General features: G+C 65.9%; 14 protein-coding genes and 3 pseudogenes. 5 read left to right on the forward strand and 12 right to left on the reverse strand.

From position 1 onward, the window contains the following. Positions 1–46: 46 nt before the first annotated feature. From V8F63_RS02845 to otsB, 6 genes and pseudogenes are all read right to left on the reverse strand, one after another. Positions 47–1,200 (reverse strand): annotated as a pseudogene (locus tag V8F63_RS02845) (OmpA family protein). A gap of 296 nt (positions 1,201–1,496) precedes the next feature. Further along, on the reverse strand, positions 1,497–2,774 hold the full coding sequence (locus tag V8F63_RS02850; protein WP_392354447.1) for a hypothetical protein: 1,278 nt from the start codon (positions 2,772–2,774) through the stop codon (positions 1,497–1,499). Between the two features lie 30 nt (positions 2,775–2,804). Further along, positions 2,805–3,215 (reverse strand): adenylyltransferase/cytidyltransferase family protein, encoded by a 411-nt coding sequence (locus V8F63_RS02855; protein ID WP_312444707.1) that lies wholly within the window; start codon positions 3,213–3,215, stop codon positions 2,805–2,807. A 179-nt stretch (positions 3,216–3,394) separates the two neighbouring features. Next, positions 3,395–4,766: pseudogene (locus tag V8F63_RS02860) on the reverse strand (trehalose-6-phosphate synthase). Beyond that, positions 4,763–6,545: pseudogene (locus tag V8F63_RS02865) on the reverse strand (glycoside hydrolase family 15 protein). The pseudogenes V8F63_RS02860 and V8F63_RS02865 overlap by 4 nt, the downstream one beginning before the upstream one ends. After that, positions 6,535–7,320 carry a trehalose-phosphatase gene (gene otsB, locus V8F63_RS02870; RefSeq protein WP_392354448.1) on the reverse strand — a complete coding sequence of 262 codons (786 nt, stop codon included), beginning with the start codon at positions 7,318–7,320 and terminating at the stop codon, positions 6,535–6,537. The pseudogene V8F63_RS02865 and the gene otsB overlap by 11 nt, the downstream one beginning before the upstream one ends. A gap of 203 nt (positions 7,321–7,523) precedes the next feature. Here otsB and V8F63_RS02875 point away from each other — a divergent pair, with 203 nt between their 5' ends. From V8F63_RS02875 to V8F63_RS02895, 5 genes are all read left to right on the forward strand, one after another. Further along, on the forward strand, positions 7,524–8,519 hold the full coding sequence (locus tag V8F63_RS02875) for an SIS domain-containing protein (RefSeq protein WP_025976611.1): 996 nt from the start codon (positions 7,524–7,526) through the stop codon (positions 8,517–8,519). Further along, positions 8,519–9,784 carry a glycosyltransferase family 1 protein gene (locus tag V8F63_RS02880; protein WP_025976612.1) on the forward strand — a complete coding sequence of 422 codons (1,266 nt, stop codon included), beginning with the start codon at positions 8,519–8,521 and terminating at the stop codon, positions 9,782–9,784. The genes V8F63_RS02875 and V8F63_RS02880 overlap by 1 nt, the downstream gene beginning before the upstream one ends. Before the next feature lie 35 nt (positions 9,785–9,819). Further along, positions 9,820–10,965, forward strand: coding sequence for a polysaccharide biosynthesis/export family protein (locus V8F63_RS02885; protein WP_134581688.1), 1,146 nt, complete (start codon positions 9,820–9,822; stop codon positions 10,963–10,965). A gap of 6 nt (positions 10,966–10,971) precedes the next feature. Further along, on the forward strand, positions 10,972–11,496 hold the full coding sequence (locus tag V8F63_RS02890; protein ID WP_392354449.1) for a hypothetical protein: 525 nt from the start codon (positions 10,972–10,974) through the stop codon (positions 11,494–11,496). Positions 11,497–11,611: 115 nt separating this feature from the next. Beyond that, positions 11,612–12,352 (forward strand): class I SAM-dependent methyltransferase, encoded by a 741-nt coding sequence (locus tag V8F63_RS02895; RefSeq protein WP_025976615.1) that lies wholly within the window; start codon positions 11,612–11,614, stop codon positions 12,350–12,352. Here V8F63_RS02895 and V8F63_RS02900 read toward each other — a convergent pair. The 6 genes from V8F63_RS02900 to rpmH form a co-directional block, all read right to left on the reverse strand. Next, the gene (locus tag V8F63_RS02900; RefSeq protein ID WP_392354450.1) at positions 12,349–13,350 is read right to left on the reverse strand and encodes an LLM class flavin-dependent oxidoreductase; all 1,002 of its coding nucleotides are present in this window, start codon (positions 13,348–13,350) and stop codon (positions 12,349–12,351) included. The genes V8F63_RS02895 and V8F63_RS02900 overlap by 4 nt on opposite strands. Before the next feature lie 84 nt (positions 13,351–13,434). Further along, entirely contained in the window at positions 13,435–13,944 is a 510-nt protein-coding gene (locus V8F63_RS02905) for a DUF3617 family protein (RefSeq protein WP_392354451.1), read from the reverse strand. A 75-nt stretch (positions 13,945–14,019) separates the two neighbouring features. Then, the gene (gene yihA, locus V8F63_RS02910) at positions 14,020–14,688 is read right to left on the reverse strand and encodes a ribosome biogenesis GTP-binding protein YihA/YsxC (RefSeq protein ID WP_025976618.1); all 669 of its coding nucleotides are present in this window, start codon (positions 14,686–14,688) and stop codon (positions 14,020–14,022) included. A 4-nt stretch (positions 14,689–14,692) separates the two neighbouring features. Then, complete coding sequence (gene yidC, locus V8F63_RS02915; RefSeq protein WP_392354452.1) at positions 14,693–16,495, reverse strand: membrane protein insertase YidC; 1,803 nt, start codon at positions 16,493–16,495, stop codon at positions 14,693–14,695. A 5-nt stretch (positions 16,496–16,500) separates the two neighbouring features. After that, the gene (gene rnpA / locus V8F63_RS02920) at positions 16,501–16,941 is read right to left on the reverse strand and encodes a ribonuclease P protein component (RefSeq protein WP_025976620.1); all 441 of its coding nucleotides are present in this window, start codon (positions 16,939–16,941) and stop codon (positions 16,501–16,503) included. A gap of 34 nt (positions 16,942–16,975) precedes the next feature. Continuing rightward, positions 16,976–17,110, reverse strand: a complete 135-nt coding sequence (gene rpmH, locus V8F63_RS02925; RefSeq protein ID WP_024354913.1) for a 50S ribosomal protein L34 — start codon at positions 17,108–17,110, stop codon at positions 16,976–16,978. Between the last annotated feature and the right edge of the window lie 18 nt (positions 17,111–17,128).

Below are 17,128 nucleotides of genomic sequence, written 5' to 3' on the forward strand. Positions count from 1 at the left end.
CGCTTCTATGGTCGCGGGGGCCGGGATGAACCGGCCCCCTTGAGCCTTAGAAGTTGATGTCGACGGTGGCGCGGCGGTTCAGCGGCTCGCGCACGCCGTCGCCGGTGGCCTTGGCCGGGGCGGTTTCGCCCTTGCCGTCCAGCGAGATCACGCCGCCGTTGACGCCTTGAGCGACCAGGGCGTCAGCCACGGTGCGCGCACGGCGGTTGGACAGGCCCATGTTGTAGGCCGCGTTGCCCGAGGTGTCGGTGTGGCCGACCACCAGCACGCGCGTCGGAGCGCCCGACTTGGCGTAGTTGGCGGCTTGCGTCACCACCGAGCGGGCTTCCGCCGTCAGGTCCGAACGGTCGAAGTCGAAGTAGACCACGAACTGACGGGCAGCCGGCTTGGCCGGAGGCGGCGGAGGCGGCGGCGGCGGCGGGGGCGGGGAGGCGGCGGGGGCGGCGGCGGCGGGGGCGGCGGCGGCGGGGCGACCGGCTCGGCGCCGAACGCATAGCGCAGGCCCAGCGTCACGGTGTGCGACTGGTCATAGTCGCCCGCCAGGGTGCCGAACGGAATGGCGCCCGTGCCCGAGGTGCGGGTGTCGAACTCCATGTCGCCCGTCAGGTAACGGTACGTCAGGTCGACGTTGGCGCGGTCCGAGACGGCCCAGGCCAGACCGGCGATCGCCTGGGCGGCGAACTTGGTCGAGCTGTCGTCAGCGCCGAAGGTCACGCCCGGCGTCTGACGCAGGCGGCCGACGGTGTCGGTGTTGACGCGGTTGACGCCCACGCCCAGGCCGACGAACGGACGCAGGGTCCAGTCCGGCGTGCCGAAGTCATAGATGACGTTGGCCATCAGGGTGGTCGACGTGATGTCGCCTTCCGGCGAGTGGCACGGACCGGTGGCCGGCGTCAGGTTGCACAGGCCCTGCGGACCCGAGACGGCGCGCACGGTGCCGATGTCACCCGAGCGGTAGCCGCCTTCGAGTTCAGCGCGCCAGTTCGGGTTGAAACGGTAGCCCAGGCGAGCAAAAGCCGCCCAGCCGTCGTTGACTTCCCAGTTCCAGTTGTGGCCGGTCGCCGAGGCTTCCGTATTGATGTCGTCGATGATGTGGTAGCCCGCGTCGATCGCGCCGTACCAGCCATCGGGCTCAGCCGATGCAGCGCCGGCTGCGAACAGCCCGGCCGCAGCGACACTGGCCAGAAGTTTCAGCTTCATGGTGTCCTCACACTCGTAGTTGATCCGATCCCCGACACATGTCCTGCACCGGCGCTCCAAACCCGAACGACGTTGCAGTGCAGCGGTTCCCAGCTCTAGCGCTGATTATGGCGACTGTGGCGCCGTTTCAACACAAAAAGCCGATCCCGCCGCGTGCCTGACAAGTTTGCCTTGGTGTTCTAGTGAACCTGAACAAGCGATGAACCGCTAGGCCACGCGGAACGCGCCATTTTTGGCAGCGGTCAGACGCGGCCGGGGCGACCGGCGCCCCGGACCCCCGCCCGCGCCGTCACGGACTAGCTGACGATTTCCGACACATCGCCAGCCATAGCCTCCACTCGCACTTCGGGCAGCTGGAAATTGCCTGCGACCCAGCGTTTCTGCCCCTCGGCGCTTTGCGCAAACGTATTGTACAGACTGATGGTCTTGGCAGGGCGCGGCGCTGGGTTGTTCAACCAGTTACGCGCATGCGACAGCGCCGCCGGATAATCAGGCTGGCGGCCCAGGACGTCATAGTAGGCGGATTCAACCGCCTTCAGGGCCAGCAGGTTGGGCGACATCGTCGCCAGCTTTCGTTTCTCGGGCAAGAGGGCCGCCGCGACGCGGCCGATCAAAGCAGCCGCCTGCGCGCCTTGATCTCCCGTGGCCTTGGGCAACATTCCCTCGACGGCCCACGACACGACCGCGGCTTCAGGATCGACCGCCTCCCCAGCCAAGGCGCGCTTCAAGCCCTCAAGGTCGAGCACGCGCTGAATAGGCAAGGAGCAATCGGCATGCTCCACACGCCCGAACGCTGCATCCGAACGATCAAAGAAGCTCGGATTGAGATCACAGTCCGATCCATAGAACCGTCGGTCCACAAACATATAGACTGAAGGGTTCAAGACGGCGGCTTCCAGCGTCATCGACGAAAAATCACCGAGAATCCGATTGGCTCCGACAATCAGGGCGGCCGCGTCGTCGGGCGTCGAAACCACGATCTTGGCGTGCTTCAACTTGGTTCGACGCGCCGCCTTGGCGATCGAAGGATGCACCAGATAGACGACCCCCGCCCGGTCCGGCATGCGCCGCACGGTCGAAAAATCCACGCCCCACGACAGGATGACCAGATCTCTTTCGCTCTGCTGCGCACCTGACCAGGCGGAATGGCTCTCGCCTCGGCGCCTGTCGCAACGCGAAACCAGATCATCCATCCGCGGATAGGCGACTTCAGTAAACTTGTTCGCGTAGCGCGGATGAAGAGACGACAACCTTCTCGCCCATAGACGGGTAGGCGAAACATAGCAGTCGTACTCAAGAAATCTTGGATTGTAGGTATAAGCTTTAAATGGAGCCACGCCGTGCTCCAGGCCTACCGCCACGAACGGACGACCGCCCCTGACAAATTTAGCAAAGTCATAAGCGGACAAAGAAGAGAATATAGCAACCGGACATTCATCGACAGAAAATCTGGCCATATCAGAGCAGATTTTATCAAATGATAAAGAAAATACATCCTTGAAATACGGCTTCAGCCTAGACACTAAAGGGTCTAAACAATACTTATCTTTCTCTTGCGACGAGAAAAGATACACACTGGTAGATTTAGCCAAAACTATAAAACCCTAGAAACCAATCGCGGAAGAACTAGACGCGCCGACAGTGCGCTTAATCATTGTAGAAGACACGCCACTAGTCCTATCAAGATAGGTCACTTCACAATAATCCGACAGATAATCAAACTTGCCGTCCCAGTCATGCCCCATGACAAAAACATCAACTGACCACTTCTTGATATCAGAAATCTTCTGATCCCAATTCTCCTCCGGTATGACTTGATCAACACAACTCAGTCCTGCGACGATTTCAGCTCGAGAAGCATAGGGAATCACGGAAGACTTACCTTTGACGAAATTAAACTCGTCCGTGGAGACCGCAACAATCAGTCGGTTACCTAACGCCTTAGCACGAGTGAGAATTCTCAGGTGCCCGACATGAAACAGGTCAAAGGTGCCGTATGTAATGACTGTCTTCATCTAAGCGACCAATGCAATCTAAAACTAAACCGCAAGATCGTCGTTATTAATACTGAGGGCGTGCCGATCTACGCGTTACTGTCATTCAAATAAGACGAATGGTCCGCGGTCTGAGAAAAATTTATGTGCGTCAAAAGGTCGCGCCCGATCACTGCAGCGCCTCAAAGCCGACAGCGCTTTCAGTTGATCAGCGCGCGCACGAACTGATCGCGCCAGTGGGCGACGTCGGTGTCGCGGACGACCTGCATCAGCGCCTTCCACTTTCGAATGCGCTCTTCCCGGGGCATGGTCAGGGCCTTGTGGATGGCGTCGGACAGTTCTTCACGGCTGAAGGGGTTGACCAGCAGGGCCTCGCCCATCTGTTCAGCGGCGCCGGCGAAGCGGGACAGGATCAGCACCCCGGGATCGTCGGGGTTCTGGGCCGCGACGTATTCCTTGGCCACCAGGTTCATGCCGTCGCGTAGCGGAGTCACCAGCCCGACCCGGGCGGCGCGATAGATGCCCGCCAGCTGGTCGCGTCGGAAGGTGCGATTCAGATAGCGGATCGGCTGCCAGTCCATGTCGGCGTAGGCGCCGTTGATGCGTCCGGCCAGGGCGTCCAGCCGCGCCCGGATGTCCTGGTAGGTATCCACGTCGTCGCGCGAGATCGGCGTCACCTGCAGCAGGAAGACATCGCCGCGCATCGACGGATTGTCTTCCAGGAACTGCTCATAGCCGAGCAGGCGCTGTTCCAGCCCCTTTGAATAGTCGAGCCGGTCCACCCCCACGATCATGGAGCGGAAGGCGGCGCTGGCCGCGATCCGGTCATAGGTCTTCTGGCCCAGCAGGGAATCGCGCGCCGCCAAGAAACCGTCCACGTCGATGCCGATCGGAAAGACGCCGAGTTGGACGCTGCGGTCGAAAGCTTCGACCCGGCCGCCGGGTCCGACCACGCCCTTGGCCTCGACCTCGACGTAGCGCTGGAACAGCTCCATCCACTCGCGGGTCTGGAAGCCCAGCAGGTCGAAATGGAACATGGATTTCACCAGCCGCCGGTGATGCGGCAGGGTGACGAGCAGTTGCCGCGCAGGCCAGGGCGTATGCAGGAAGAAGCCGATGCGGTTTTTCACGCCCAGCCGGCGCAGGTCCCGCGCCATCGGGATCATGTGGTAGTCGTGAATCCAGATCACGTCGTCGGGCTGGAGCAGGGGCTGCAGCACCTCGGCGAAACGGCGGTTGGTGCGCTCATAACCCTCGCCGTAGGACCGCTCATAGGCGGTCAGGTCGACGCGGTGATGGAACAGCGGCCACAGGGTCTTGTTGGCGTAGCCGTTGTAATATTCATCGACATCCTGCGGCTCCAGATCGACGGTGGCCACCGTGACGCCGGCGCGATCCTCGATGTTGAGGCTCGCCGGTGAACCGCTCCACGGTCTCGCCGGACCAGCCGAACCACAGACCCTCATATTTCCGCAGCGCCGCCGACAGGGCCATGGCCAGCCCGCCCGCAGAGCCCGCCGCCGGGTCTTTCGGCGCGGAGACGCGATTGGAGACGACGATCAGCCGGCTCATCGGGCGTCCTGCCACGAACGACTGAGCAGGACCGCGCAGTTGATGATCCCGACCAGGGAATAGGTCTGAGGGTAGTTGCCCCACAGCTCGCCGTCCTGGATCGAAATGTCCTCGCTGAGCAGGCCCGCATGGGTGCGGCGGCTGAGCATCTCCTCGAAGATGACGCGCGCCTCCTCGACCCGGCCGTTCAGCGCCAGCGCCTCGATGTACCAGAAGGTGCAGAAGTTGAAGGCGGTCTCCGGCTCGCCGAAGTCGTCCGGGTGGATGTAGCGGAACAGATAGGGGCCGCGCTTCAGGTCGCGCTCGATCGCCTCGAAGGTCTTCACCTGGCGCGGATCGCGGGCGTCGAGGAAGCCCAGGTCGGTCATCTGCAGCAGGGCGGCGTCCAGTTCCGTCCCGCCGAAGCTGGCGGCGAAGCGACCGTCGTCGGGCAGATAGGCCTCGGCCTCGATGCGCTCGCGGATGACGCGCGCCCGCTCGCGCCACACCTCCCAGCGGTCTTTGAGGCCCAGGTGATGCGCCGCGCGGGCCAGGCGGTCGCAGGCCGCCCAGCACATGACCGAGGAATAGGTGTGCACGCGGGCGATGGTGCGGAACTCCCACAGGCCGGCGTCGACCTGATCGTGCATGGCGAAGGCGCGGTCGCCGACCTTTTCCAAAGCGCGGAAATCCTCGACCGTGCCGGGACGCAGCAGGCGCTGATCGAAGAAGGCCTGAACCAGCGGCAGGACGATCTGGCCATAGACGTCGTGCTGAAGATGCTCATGCGCCTGATTGCCGACGCGCACCGGCTTCATGCCGCGATAGCCTTCCACGCTGTCGACGATGCGCTCGACGATGGCGGGCTCCAGCCCCACGCCATAGACCGGCTGCACATGGCCCCCGCCGAGGCGTCGACCAGATTGCGCAGATAGCCGAGGTAGTTCTCCAGGATATCCACCGCGCCCAGGCGGTTCAGCGCCCGCACCGTGTAGTAGGCGTCGCGGATCCAGCAGTAGCGATAGTCCCAGTTGCGCCCGCTCTCGGGGAACTCGGGCACCGACGTCGTCATGGCGGCGACGATGGCGCCGGTCTCTTCATAGACGCACAGCTTCAGGGTGATGGCGGCGCGGATCACCGCCTCCTGCCAGTCCAGCGGCAGATAGAGGGTGCGGGTCCAGTGCTTCCAGTGGGCGATGGTCAGGTCCAGAGCGGCATTGACGCCCGCCAGCACCGCCTGATCGTAGCCTTCGTCCGGGCCGAGGAAAAAGGCCATCTCTTCTTCCAGGCGGAAGGTGCGCTCGTTCAGAACATGGCTGACAGGACAGTTGGTGGTCAGGCGCAGGGTCACGTCGCTGCACAGATAGCGGATGTGATTGGAGCCGGAAGTCCGCTCAGCCGCGCGCGCGCCCCAGTCCGCCGAGGGCGCAGCCGCACGGTGATGCGCGGCGAGCCCGACAGGGGCCGCACCACCCGCGCAAAGGCGGTCGGCCGATAGATGCGCGAGTGCTTCAGATGGCGGGGGCAAAAGTCGATGATCTCGACGGCGGCGCCGTCCGCGGCCGTCATGACCGTACGCAGAACGGCTGTGTTGCGAACATAGGCCTGTTCGACCGAGGCCAGGTCCTCCAGCTCGATGGCCCAGAAGCCGTGCTCTGGCGCCTCGCCGTCCATCAGGGCGGAAAAGACCGGGTCGTCGTCGATCCGCGGGGCGCAGGCCCAGACAAAGCGGCCGCGCCGGTCGACCAGGGCGCTGACGGAGCAGTTGCCGATAGGGGCGAGGTCGAGGTCAGGCTTCATGGCGGGCCTCCTTGTGAGCGTCTGCGGCGACGACTTCCAGCCAGTCGAGAACGTCGGCGACATCGGCCAGTTGATAGCGGGCGGCGGTTGGCCGCGACGGCCCGACCAGCACGCCGAACCCGCCCAGGTCCTGCGCCGCCTCGAACCCGGCTTCGTCGGTCAGATCGTCGCCGACCATGACGGGCGTCGCGCCGAGGAAGGGCGGTTCCTGCATGAAGGCGCGAACCGCCGTGCCCTTGTCCGCCCCGGGGGTCTTCAGCTCCAGCACCATGGAGCCCGGCTGCAGGGTCAGGCCCGTCGACGCCGCCAGATCGGTCGCCAGCCGCGTCGCCGCCTCGCCCTCCTCCGGAGCCTGGCGGAAGTGCAAACCCGCCGACAGGCTCTTGTCCTCGACCAGGACGCCGGGACGGGCGGCTGCGAAGGCGTGGAAGGCCTGCAGCGCCTGCTTGATCGCCGGGGACGGATCCGCGCGCAACAGGGCGCCGTCGCCGCGCCGGCGTTCCAGGCCATGCACGCCGGAGGCGGCGCGCGCCGCGCCGTCGCTGATCCGGTCGATCTCCGCAAGCGTGCGGCCGCTGACGACGGCCGCGCGCCCCTGCAGGGCCTGCGTCAGCCGGGTCAACACCGCCGTGCGGCGCGCGTCCGGCCCGACGGCGTCGGGCGTCGGCGCAAGGGGAGCGAGGACCCCGTCGAGGTCGAGAAACAGGGCTGCGCTGGGCAAGCAGACGGGCGGGTGAGGCAGGCGCGGGGGAGCGGCCCCCTGAGCATCGGACATCAGGCTGAGGTTTCGACTTTCCCATTAGTGAGATCGTCACAACGCGCGAGCACCGCAAAGGTTGTAAAAGATTCTCAACGGGCCGGATCGAAACGTTTTGTCCGGCGCTTTTCCGACCACGCCATTGTGTAGAGCAGCTTATTGGGGCAATTCCGGCTGCTGTACGAAGAGCCGCAGAAGCGGCCCCGGCGCCTGGAACCGTGATGACCGCCCTCTCCGCTCCTTCTACTCCCGAACAGCTCGCCGCCATGTCAGACCGCGCCCGCGAGGTCGTGCGCCTGAACATAGAGGCGCTGGAGGCGCTGGAGCGGTCGCTGGATTCCTCGATCGCGCGGGCGGCCGACGTCATCCTGTCGCGGCCGGGCTATGTCGTGGTCACCGGCATGGGCAAGTCGGGACACATCGGCGGCAAGATCGCCGCCACCCTGGCCTCGACCGGCACCAACTCCTTCTTCGTCCATCCGGCCGAGATGAGCCACGGCGACCTGGGGATGCTGCGCCCGGACACCACGCTTCTGGCCCTGTCCAACTCGGGCGAGAGCCGCGAACTGCGCGATCCCCTGATCTTCTGCGCGCGCAACGACATTCCGGTGATCGGCCTCACCCAGAGGCCGCAGAGCTTCCTGGGCCGCCACTCCGACGTCTGCCTGACCATGCCCAAGGTGGCCGAGGCCTGCCCCAACGGCCTGGCGCCGACGACCTCGACCCTGATGTCCCTGGCGATGGGCGACGCCCTGGCCATGGTGCTGATGGACCGGCGCGGCTTCACGCGGGAAGATTTCGGACTGCACCATCCGGGCGGCTCGCTGGGTATGAGCCTGCAGACCGTGCGCGAATGGATGGGCGACAACGCGGCCGCCCCCGCCAGCGTGCCGCTGGACGCCGATTTCAGAACCGTCGTCTCGGCCATCACCGAGGGGCGCAAGGGCGCCGTCGCCGTGCTGGCGCCGGACGGCTCTTTGGCCGGGATGATCACCGACGGCGACGTGCGCCGCGCCTTCACCAACGACATCACGGCCCTGCACGCTGAAGACATCATGAGCCGCAGCCCGATCACGGTCGATCCCCAGGCCCGGATGAGCGACGTGGTCGATCTGTTGAGCGCCAACAAGATCAGCAATCTGTTCGTCATCGATGAGCGGCGCCCCGTCGCCATCATCCACATCGCCGAGCTGATGCAGGCGGGATACGTCTCCTGATGGTGCAGGACGTGCTCTTCGACGCCAGTCGATTGCTCAGCCGGACCGAACGCAGCGCGCCGACCGGCGTGGACCGGGTCTGTCTGGCCTATGCCGAATGGCTGATCGAGCATCCCGTCTATCGGATGACGCCGGTGCGGGCGCGCAAGGACCAGCTGGCGCGCGTCGACAACGACTGGTTCCGTCAGCGCCTGACCGAGCTGCGGACGCGCTGGACCGGCCCCGGCGCGGTGTCCGAACTGAACGGCGAGGCCCGCAGGCTGTTCGACGCCCTGAACTCGCCCGACAACGGCGCCTCGGTAATCGGCCACGTGCCTGAGGAGAACCCGCAACTTCGCAAGAAGCCGAAGCGGGTGTGGAAACAGTATTTCCGGTCGCGCCGCATCGCCGCCCCGCCCTCGGCCCGCGCCTATATCAACGTCGGCCACACCAGTCTGAACACGCCGGACATCCTGACGTCGCTGGCGGACGGCGGCATCGAACGGATCATCATGGTCCACGACCTGATCCCGGTGACCCACCCCGAGTTCTGCCGCCCCGGCGACGGGGCCAAGCATGAGCGGCGCATGCAGAATGTCCTGCGCCACGCCTCGCGCATCCTCGTCAACTCCCACTACACGGCGGACGAACTGAAACGGTTCGCCGCCCGATCCAACCTGGCCGCCCCGCCGATCGAGGTCGCCCACCTGGGGCTGGAGCGCACCTTCGACAGCCGCACCGCCATCACGGCCGCCCGCCCCTACTTCCTGCACGTCGGCACGATCGAGGCCCGCAAGAACCTGGCCTTCCTGCTGACGGTCTGGCGGCGCCTTCAGGAGACGATGGGCGACGAGACGCCGCGTCTGGTCCTGGTGGGGCGTTACGGCTGGGAGAATGAGGCGGTGCTGGACCATCTGCAGCGCTCGCCCAATCTGCGGGGCCTGGTGCATCAGGCCGAAAATCTGCCCGATTGCGCCCTGTCTGCGCTGATGCGCGGCGCCCGGGCCATGGTGGCGCCGTCGTCTGTCGAAGGGTTCGACCTGCCCGCTGTCGAGGCCAGCGCCATGGGCGTCCCCCTCATCGCCTCCGACATCGCCGCCCACCGCGAACTGGTGCCCCACGCCCGCCTGATCGACCCGCTGGACGGGCTGGGCTGGCTGAGCGCGCTGGAAGACTGGACCCGAAACCCGCCCGTCGCCCCGCCCTATTGCGCCCCGGACTGGGCGCGCCATTTCAATGTCGTTCAGGAACGGGTGCTGTCTTCCTCTGGCGGCGCGACCGCCTGAAGGGTAAGCATCTGATGAAATTGAACAGAGGCCCCATGACCAGAACCGCCGCCAGCCTGCTCATCGTCGCCCTTCTGGCCGGGTGCTCCACCCTGCCGCGCGACGGGCCGTCCGGGCGCAATGTCGTTCAGGGCGCCTCGTCGCCCGAACGCGCCGGCGACTACGCCCTGATCGATCTGGATTTCGCCCTGAGCGAACGTCTCAAGGCCGCGCCCCCGCCGTCCTTCTCGACCCTGGCCCTGGCGTCGTCGGACGCCCCGACCGACGTGATCGGCGTAGGCGACACCCTGGCCGTGAGCATCTTCGAGCCCGGCGGCGCCCTGTTCGGGGGCGGCTCCAACAATTCAGGATCCAGCGGCAACCAGACCCTGCCGCCGCTGGTCGTCAACCGCAACGGCGCCGTGCCGATCCCCTTCGCGGGCGAGGTGAATGTTCAGGGACTGACGCCGACGCAGGCCTCGGCCGCCGTGCGCCGCGCCCTGATCGGCAAGGTGGCCAATCCGCAGGTGATCGTCACCATCGCTGGCAATACGTCCAACGCCGTCACCGTGTTGGGCGAGGTCCGCAATCCGGGCCGCCAACCGCTGACGAGCAACCACAACCGCATTCTGGACGTGATCGCCGCTGCGGGCGGCCCGTCGCGGTCGCTGTATGACATCGACGTTCGGATTCAGCGCGACGGCAAGACCTACGCTGCGCCGATGTCCGTCGTGACGACCGAGTTCAATGAAAACGTGCGCCTCCAGCGCGGCGATCAAGTTAATCTGGTCTACAAGCCCCGCCGCTTCAGCTCCTTCGGCGCCTTCAACGCCGTGGCGCGCAGCGAGCTGCCGTCCGGGCCCCTGACCCTGGCTGAAGCGCTCAGCGGCGTCGGCGGGCTGGACTCCAACCTGGCCAACGCCCGGTCGGTGCTGGTCTTCCGCTTCGAGCGGCCGGAGGTCGCCCAGGCCCTGGGCATTCAGCAGGCCCCCACCTCGCGCGGGGTGCCGGTCGTCTATCGTCTGAATCTGAACGAGGGCGAGGGCTTCTTCATCGCCAGCAACTTCCAGATGCAGCCCGACGACGTCATCTACGCCCCGCGCGCGGGGGCCGCAGAAATGCGCAAATTCTTCGAGTTCGTGCAGAGCATCACACGCGTCGTCTACGACGTCTCGGTGACCAGCACGCTGAACCTCGACTAAGGCGCGATGTTCGGCCGTCCTCGGCGTCGTCAGGAGGCGGCCCCCGCGGTCGCGCATCCAAGCGGTGCGGGTGAAGACGAAGCCGACGACGGTCTGCGCGCCATCCTGGAGCAGATCGCCGAAGTAGAAGCGATCGCCGTCGCCATCTATGCGCGCCACGGCCTCCCGGATGGATTTGGCCACTATCGGCGACGCCGAGGCGAGGACGACTGGGTGCTGATCGGCGAACATCTGACGCCGACGGAAAAATGGGACATGATCAGCGGTCCCTCCGACGAAGGCGAATGGCGCTTCGCCACCCTGGCAGGGCTTGGCGCACGGTCCGACAACGCCGAGGTGCGCCGCGCCGCCGCTATCCTCGCGGCATGCCAGGGCCTGCGCGCGCGCCTGAATGAGCGCGCGCCGATATCGGCCCAGGACCTGGCCGACGCCATGCGCCTCGGCGCCGCCTGCGGCCGCACGACAGCCTCCGGCGACGCCTCGACCAAGGGTCCCACGCCCCTATGCTTCCTGCCTCCGTCGGACATCTAGAGCCCGCGTACAGACGGACATTGACAGCCTTGGCGAGGCTCGCGTTACTTGCACTCTGACTAAGGATAACCGCGACTGGACGACCTCTTTTTCAACACTAGGAAGCGAGCCTAAGATGCCTGATCTCAGCTGGAATACTTCGCTTTGGGGCGACAACTACGGCTGGGAGGAGGCAGGTGAAGAATGGAGCGTTCCTTGGGGAGGCAGCGAAGCCCAATGGTATGGCTCGCTATTCCCCAGGCTCCACCGGCTGCTTCCTGCTTCCAGTATCCTAGAGATTGCGCCGGGTTACGGTCGCTGGACGCGTTTCCTGCTCCCCAACTGCGAACGCTACCTCGGCATCGACCTGAACGCGTCCTGCGTCGAAGCCTGTCGCAACAGATTTTCCAATGCTTCACACGCCCGCTTTGAGAGCAACGACGGCCTGTCGCTCGCCGCCGCCCCAGACGCATCGTTCGATGTCGTCTTCTCGTTCGACTCGCTGGTCCACGCAGAAATAGACGTCCTGCAAGCCTATGTCGCCGAGATCCTCCGTAAACTGAAGCCCGGCGGCACGGCCTTCATTCATCATTCCAACTATGCCCAGTCTCAACTCGTCGAGGGCCAGAACGACCATAGTCGGGCGCATTCCGTCTCCGCCTCAGCGGTCGCGGACCTCGTTTCCGTCCATGGCGGTCAAATGGTGGTGCAGGAAGTGGTCACCTGGATCGACGCGGCGCTTCTGGATTGTCTGACCATGTTCCGCAGGCCGGCAGGCCAGGCCGAAGTTCCAGCGCCCGTGCACCTGTCGAACCCTTATTTCGCAGATGAAGCCAGGCTCATCGCTCATTTCCAGGCGCCCTACTCCGCGATCTAGGGCAATCGCCCGGTTCGCCCTGCCGCCTCGGCCAGAAGCTCCAGCGATCGTATCCGCGCGGCCGGGTCCCAAATCTGGCTGGTGAGCATCAGTTCGTCGGCCCCGGTACGGGCGATAAAGACGTCGAGGGCGGCCCGGGCCGTCGCCGGAGCGCCGACGGCCGAACAGGCCAGAGCCGCGTCGATCATGCCGCGCGCGGCCCCGTCCAGACGCTCGTAATAGCCCTCGACCGGGGGCGGCAACTTGCCGGGGCGGCCGGTCCTCAGGTTGACGAAAGCCTGCTGGACCGAGGTGAACAACAGGCGCGCCGCCTCGTCCGTCTCGGCCACGAAGGCGTTATAGCCCAGCATGACGTAGGGCTTGTCCAGATGCGGCGATGGACGGAAGGTTTGCCGATAGATGTCGATGGCCCGCATCATCTCGCCGGGCGCGAAATGGCTGGCGAAGGCGTAGGGCAGGCCCAGATGCGCCGCCAGTTGGGCGCCATAGGTCGAGGAGCCCAGAATCCAGATCGGCACGTCCTGGCCCTCGCCCGGATTGGCGATGATGCGCTGATCGGCCGTGGCGGGCGCGAACCACTGCATCAGCTCCATCACATCCTGCGGGAAGGCGTCGTGGTCGCCCTGAAGCGTCCGGCGCAGGGCCCGCGCTGTCGCCTGATCCGAGCCCGGCGCGCGCCCCAGTCCCAGGTCGATGCGGCCGGGATATAGCGCGTTCAAGGTGCCGAACTGCTCGGCGATGACCAGCGGGGCGTGGTTGGGCAGCATGACGCCCCCGGCCCCGACGCGAATGGTCTTGGTCGCCGCCGCCACTGCGCCGATCACCACCGAAGTCGCCGCGCTGGCGATGCCCGGCATGTTGTGATGCTCGGCCAGCCAGTACCGATTGTAGCCCAGCCGCTCGGCGTGGCGGGCCAGATCGATGGTGTTGGCGAGCGCCTGGCCCACGTCGGAGCCTTCGGGGACGGGGGCGAGGTCGAGAACGGACAAAGGGATCATCCGACCGATATGGGGCCGCTTCGCAGCGGCGCCATGTCCGCCCGAACAATCGGCCTCTTTTGCCAGGCGCCGGCCCGCGAGCGATTACTGACCGGCGGGGCAGTCGCCGATGCGCTCGGCCGTCATGGTGACCTTGGTCTGGGCCATCTGGGGCGTCGGCGCCGGGTTCATCCTGGTCGTCACTTCGGTCACGTAGCGGCTGTTGAAGTCGCCGGTGACGCGGATGGTGGAGTCAGCCTTCATATTGCCCGGCAGGGCGCAGGTCGACGTGGCGACCATAGCGTCGCCCTGGCGCGCGAAGGGCTGGGTCGTGCAGTCGGCGCCCGGCTGCTGGGCATTGGCGGGAGCCTCCAACTTGGCTTCCTTGATGCAGACATCCTGCGGCGCCATGGCCGCGCCGCCGGGCATGCCTTCCATCGCCGTGGACACGCGCCACAGGCCGGGCTTGGGCGCGTCGAGCGTCGCAGGCGCGGCGGCGGTCGAGGCGGTCTCAGCCCCATCAGCAGCCGGAGCTTCGGCCTTGTTGTTGTTTCCGCAGGCCGACAGACCCATTAGGCAGGCGACGGCGACGCCGCCGATGATCGCTGAACGCATGGCGCGCTCCCCTCTCGTTAAGAACCGAGCGGATAACGCGGGTCTAGCTTAACGGTTCATACCGCCGCGAGCGGTTCAGTCCAGGGTGACGCCCGTGGTGCGCATGATCTCGGCGCGCAGTTCGGGCAGACCGAAGCCCTTTTCCGACGACGTGACAGCCACGTGCGGATAGGCGGCCGGGCGTTTGGCGATGGCCTTCAGCGTCGCGGCCTGGACCTTCGCGGCTTCGCCCGCCTTCAGCTTGTCGGCCTTGGTCAGGACGATCTGATAGGAGACGGCCGACAGGTCCAGGGCGTCCAACGCCTCGTCATCGACCTTCTTCAGGCCGTGACGGCTGTCGATCAGCAGATAGACGCGTTTCAGCGTCACCCGGCCGCGCAGGTAGTCGCGGCCCAGGTCCTGGAACTTCTTAACCGTCGTTTTCGACGCCTTGGCCCAGCCGTAGCCGGGCAGGTCGACCAGACGCATGCGGCCGTCCAGATCGAAGAAGTTGACCTCGCGCGTGCGGCCCGGCTCGTTCGAGGCGCGCGCCAGCTTGTGCATGCCCACCAGGCCGTTGATCAGGCTGGACTTGCCGACGTTCGAGCGGCCGGCGAAGGCGATCTCGGGCAGGTCCGGCGTCGGCAGCTGCTCGATCTTGGCGCAGCCCATGATGAAGGTCGCGGGGCGCGCGAACAGGATGCGCGCCGCCTCGATCTCGGCGTCGGCGTATTCGCCGACCTTGGGCTCGTCAGAAGCGTCCAAACGATCAGGCCTTCTTGAAACGGGCGATGAAGCTGTCGATCGGGTTCTCGGCCCCGAAGCGATGCATGATCACATATTGCTGGATGATCGACAGGACGTTGTTCCAGGCCCAGTAGATCAGCAGGCCGGCCGCGAACGGGGCCATGATGAAGGTGAAGACGATCGGCATCAGGGCGAAGATCTGGCGCTGCATCGGGTCCTGCGCCGGCGGGTTCATCGCCATCTGCAGCCACATGGTGAAGCCATAGACCAGCGGCAGGACGCCCAGGTGCAGCGGGCCGTTCAGGATGCCGCCCAGCACCGGCAGGGTGGCCGGGTCCCACGGCACGGCGCCGAACAGGTTCCACACGGTCGAGGGGTCGCGCGCGGACAGGTCGCGGATCCAGCCGAAGAAGGGGGCGTGACGCATTTCGATGGTCACGAACAGCACCTTGTACAGGGCGTAGAAGACCGGGATCTGCACCACCATCGGCAGACAGCCCGCCAGCGGATTGATTTTCTCCCGCTGATAAAGGGCCATCATCTCCTGCTGCTGCTTCTGCGGGTCGGAGCCGTGCTTCTTCTTAATCTCCTCCATCTTGGGCTGGAGGGTCCGCATCTTGGACAGGCTCTCGTAGGACTTGTTGGCCAGCGGGAAGAGGACCAGCTTGACCACGACCGTCAGGGCCAGGATGGCCAGGCCGAAGTTGCCCAACACGCCGTAGAAGAACTCCACCACGGTGAAGATCGGGCGCGTCAGGAACCAGAACATGCCCCAATCGATAGCGTAGACGAAACGCGGCAGGCCCAGCGATTCCTCATAGCCCTTCAGCACTTCGGCCCGCTTGGCGCCGGCGAACAGGCGCTGGGTCTCTTCGATCTGGCGGCCCGGCTGGATCGTGCGGGTGGCGCCCAGCATGGCGGCTTCGTGGACGTTCATGCCGTCGGCGTCGCGCACCGAGAAGCGGCCTTCGATGGCTTCGTCCTGGGTCGGGATCAGGGCCGCCAGCCAGTATTTGTCGGTGATGCCCATCCAGCCGCCGACCGAATCCTTCTGGATGCGCGGCTTCTTGGCCCAGTCCTTGTACTTGACCTGTTCGGTGGTGAATTTGCCGTCCGAACCGAAGGCGCCGATGGCCCCCTCGTGCAGGATCATCTGCTTGCCCAGGTCGACCGGGACGCCCTGGCGCTCGACGCGGCCGTAGGGGGCGATGGCGATGGCCTGGGTTCCCAGGTTGGCCACCGTGTCCGTGACCGTGAACATATACTGCTCGTCGATCGAGACGAGGCGGGTGAAGCGCAGGCCCGAACCGTTGTCCCAGGTCAGTTCGACCGGGGTGGTCGGCGTCAGGGTCTCGCCCTTGGTCAGGCGCCAGACGGTGTTGGGGCCGGGAACGCCGCCGGCGACGTTGGGGCCGCTCCAGCCGAACTGGGCGAAATAGGCGTGCTCCATGCCCTGCGGGCGGAACAGCTCGACCGGCGGCGAGCTCTTGTCGAGCGTTTCCTTGTAGTTGGTCAGGTACAGGTCGTCGATGCGCGCGCCCTGCAGCGACAGCGAGCCCTTCAGCGTCGGCGTCTGGATCGGCACCCGGGCGACGGCGCCCAGGGCCTGGCCCCGGTCCTTGATGAAGACGCCCGGCGCGGGGCCCGTCGGCGTCAGGCCGGCGTCGGCCGAAGCCTCGCGGGCCTTCTGCTGCTCGGCGGCGACGATCTGCGCCTGACGGCGGCTCTCGGCCTGCGGGCGCATCACCATGAAGTAGTAGACGCCCATGATCAGGGCCGCGCACACGAAGAAGATGATGGTGTTGCGCGAATTCTGGGTCTGCATCGAAATCAGCGGTCCTGGTCGGCGGGGCGCGGGCTGGTGGCGGCGCGGGTCGGTGTCGAGGCGGTCGAAACGGCCCGGTCTCCCATATCGGAAGCCGCGCGCGGGGTTGCGAGCCTTGTAAGGGCCGATTTCACATCGTCAAGCAAGCGGTCCCAGTCGCGGTCCGCCGTCCCCATGCGGGCGATGAACACATAGTCGCATCCCGCGCGCCCGTGCAGCGGCGTCAGCAGGCGCGCGGCCTCGCGCAGACGGCGCTTGGCGCGGTTGCGCACGACGGCGCCGCCGATCTTGCGGGTGGCGGTGAATCCAAGGCGCACCGAAGGGTCCCCGTCGGCGCGGTCCAGCTGCTGGACCACCACGGCGCCGCGGGCCTGGGAAACGCCTTTGGCGGCCGCCAGAAACTGGGGCCGCCTCAACAGGCGATCGATTTTCATCAGATCGGTCATGCGCCCCGCCCTGAAGGGAAATGGGCGCGTGACGTCAGGCCGTCAGGCGCTTGCGGCCCTTGGCGCGGCGACGCGCGACAATCTTTTGGCCGTTCGCGGTGGCCATCCGCGAACGGAAGCCGTGACGGCGCTTGCGCACGAGTCGCGACGGCTGATAGGTCCGCTTCACGGTCGGCTCCGGGTTACT

Origin of the sequence: Brevundimonas sp. LF-1, assembly GCF_037055305.1 — a bacterium.
In the GTDB taxonomy this organism is placed as follows: Bacteria; Pseudomonadota; Alphaproteobacteria; order Caulobacterales; family Caulobacteraceae; genus Brevundimonas; species Brevundimonas sanguinis.

Coding starts and splice junctions, on each gene's coding strand:
- V8F63_RS02855 (WP_312444707.1), bottom strand. CDS start 3,215: ATGAAGACAGTCATTACATACGGCACCTTTGACCTGTTTCATGTCGGG.
- otsB (WP_392354448.1), bottom strand. CDS start 7,320: ATGTCCGATGCTCAGGGGGCCGCTCCCCCGCGCCTGCCTCACCCGCCC.
- V8F63_RS02875 (WP_025976611.1), top strand. CDS start 7,524: ATGACCGCCCTCTCCGCTCCTTCTACTCCCGAACAGCTCGCCGCCATG.
- V8F63_RS02880 (WP_025976612.1), top strand. CDS start 8,519: ATGGTGCAGGACGTGCTCTTCGACGCCAGTCGATTGCTCAGCCGGACC.
- V8F63_RS02885 (WP_134581688.1), top strand. CDS start 9,820: ATGACCAGAACCGCCGCCAGCCTGCTCATCGTCGCCCTTCTGGCCGGG.
- V8F63_RS02890 (WP_392354449.1), top strand. CDS start 10,972: ATGTTCGGCCGTCCTCGGCGTCGTCAGGAGGCGGCCCCCGCGGTCGCG.
- V8F63_RS02895 (WP_025976615.1), top strand. CDS start 11,612: ATGCCTGATCTCAGCTGGAATACTTCGCTTTGGGGCGACAACTACGGC.
- V8F63_RS02900 (WP_392354450.1), bottom strand. CDS start 13,350: ATGATCCCTTTGTCCGTTCTCGACCTCGCCCCCGTCCCCGAAGGCTCC.
- V8F63_RS02905 (WP_392354451.1), bottom strand. CDS start 13,944: ATGCGTTCAGCGATCATCGGCGGCGTCGCCGTCGCCTGCCTAATGGGT.
- yidC (WP_392354452.1), bottom strand. CDS start 16,495: ATGCAGACCCAGAATTCGCGCAACACCATCATCTTCTTCGTGTGCGCG.
- rnpA (WP_025976620.1), bottom strand. CDS start 16,941: ATGACCGATCTGATGAAAATCGATCGCCTGTTGAGGCGGCCCCAGTTT.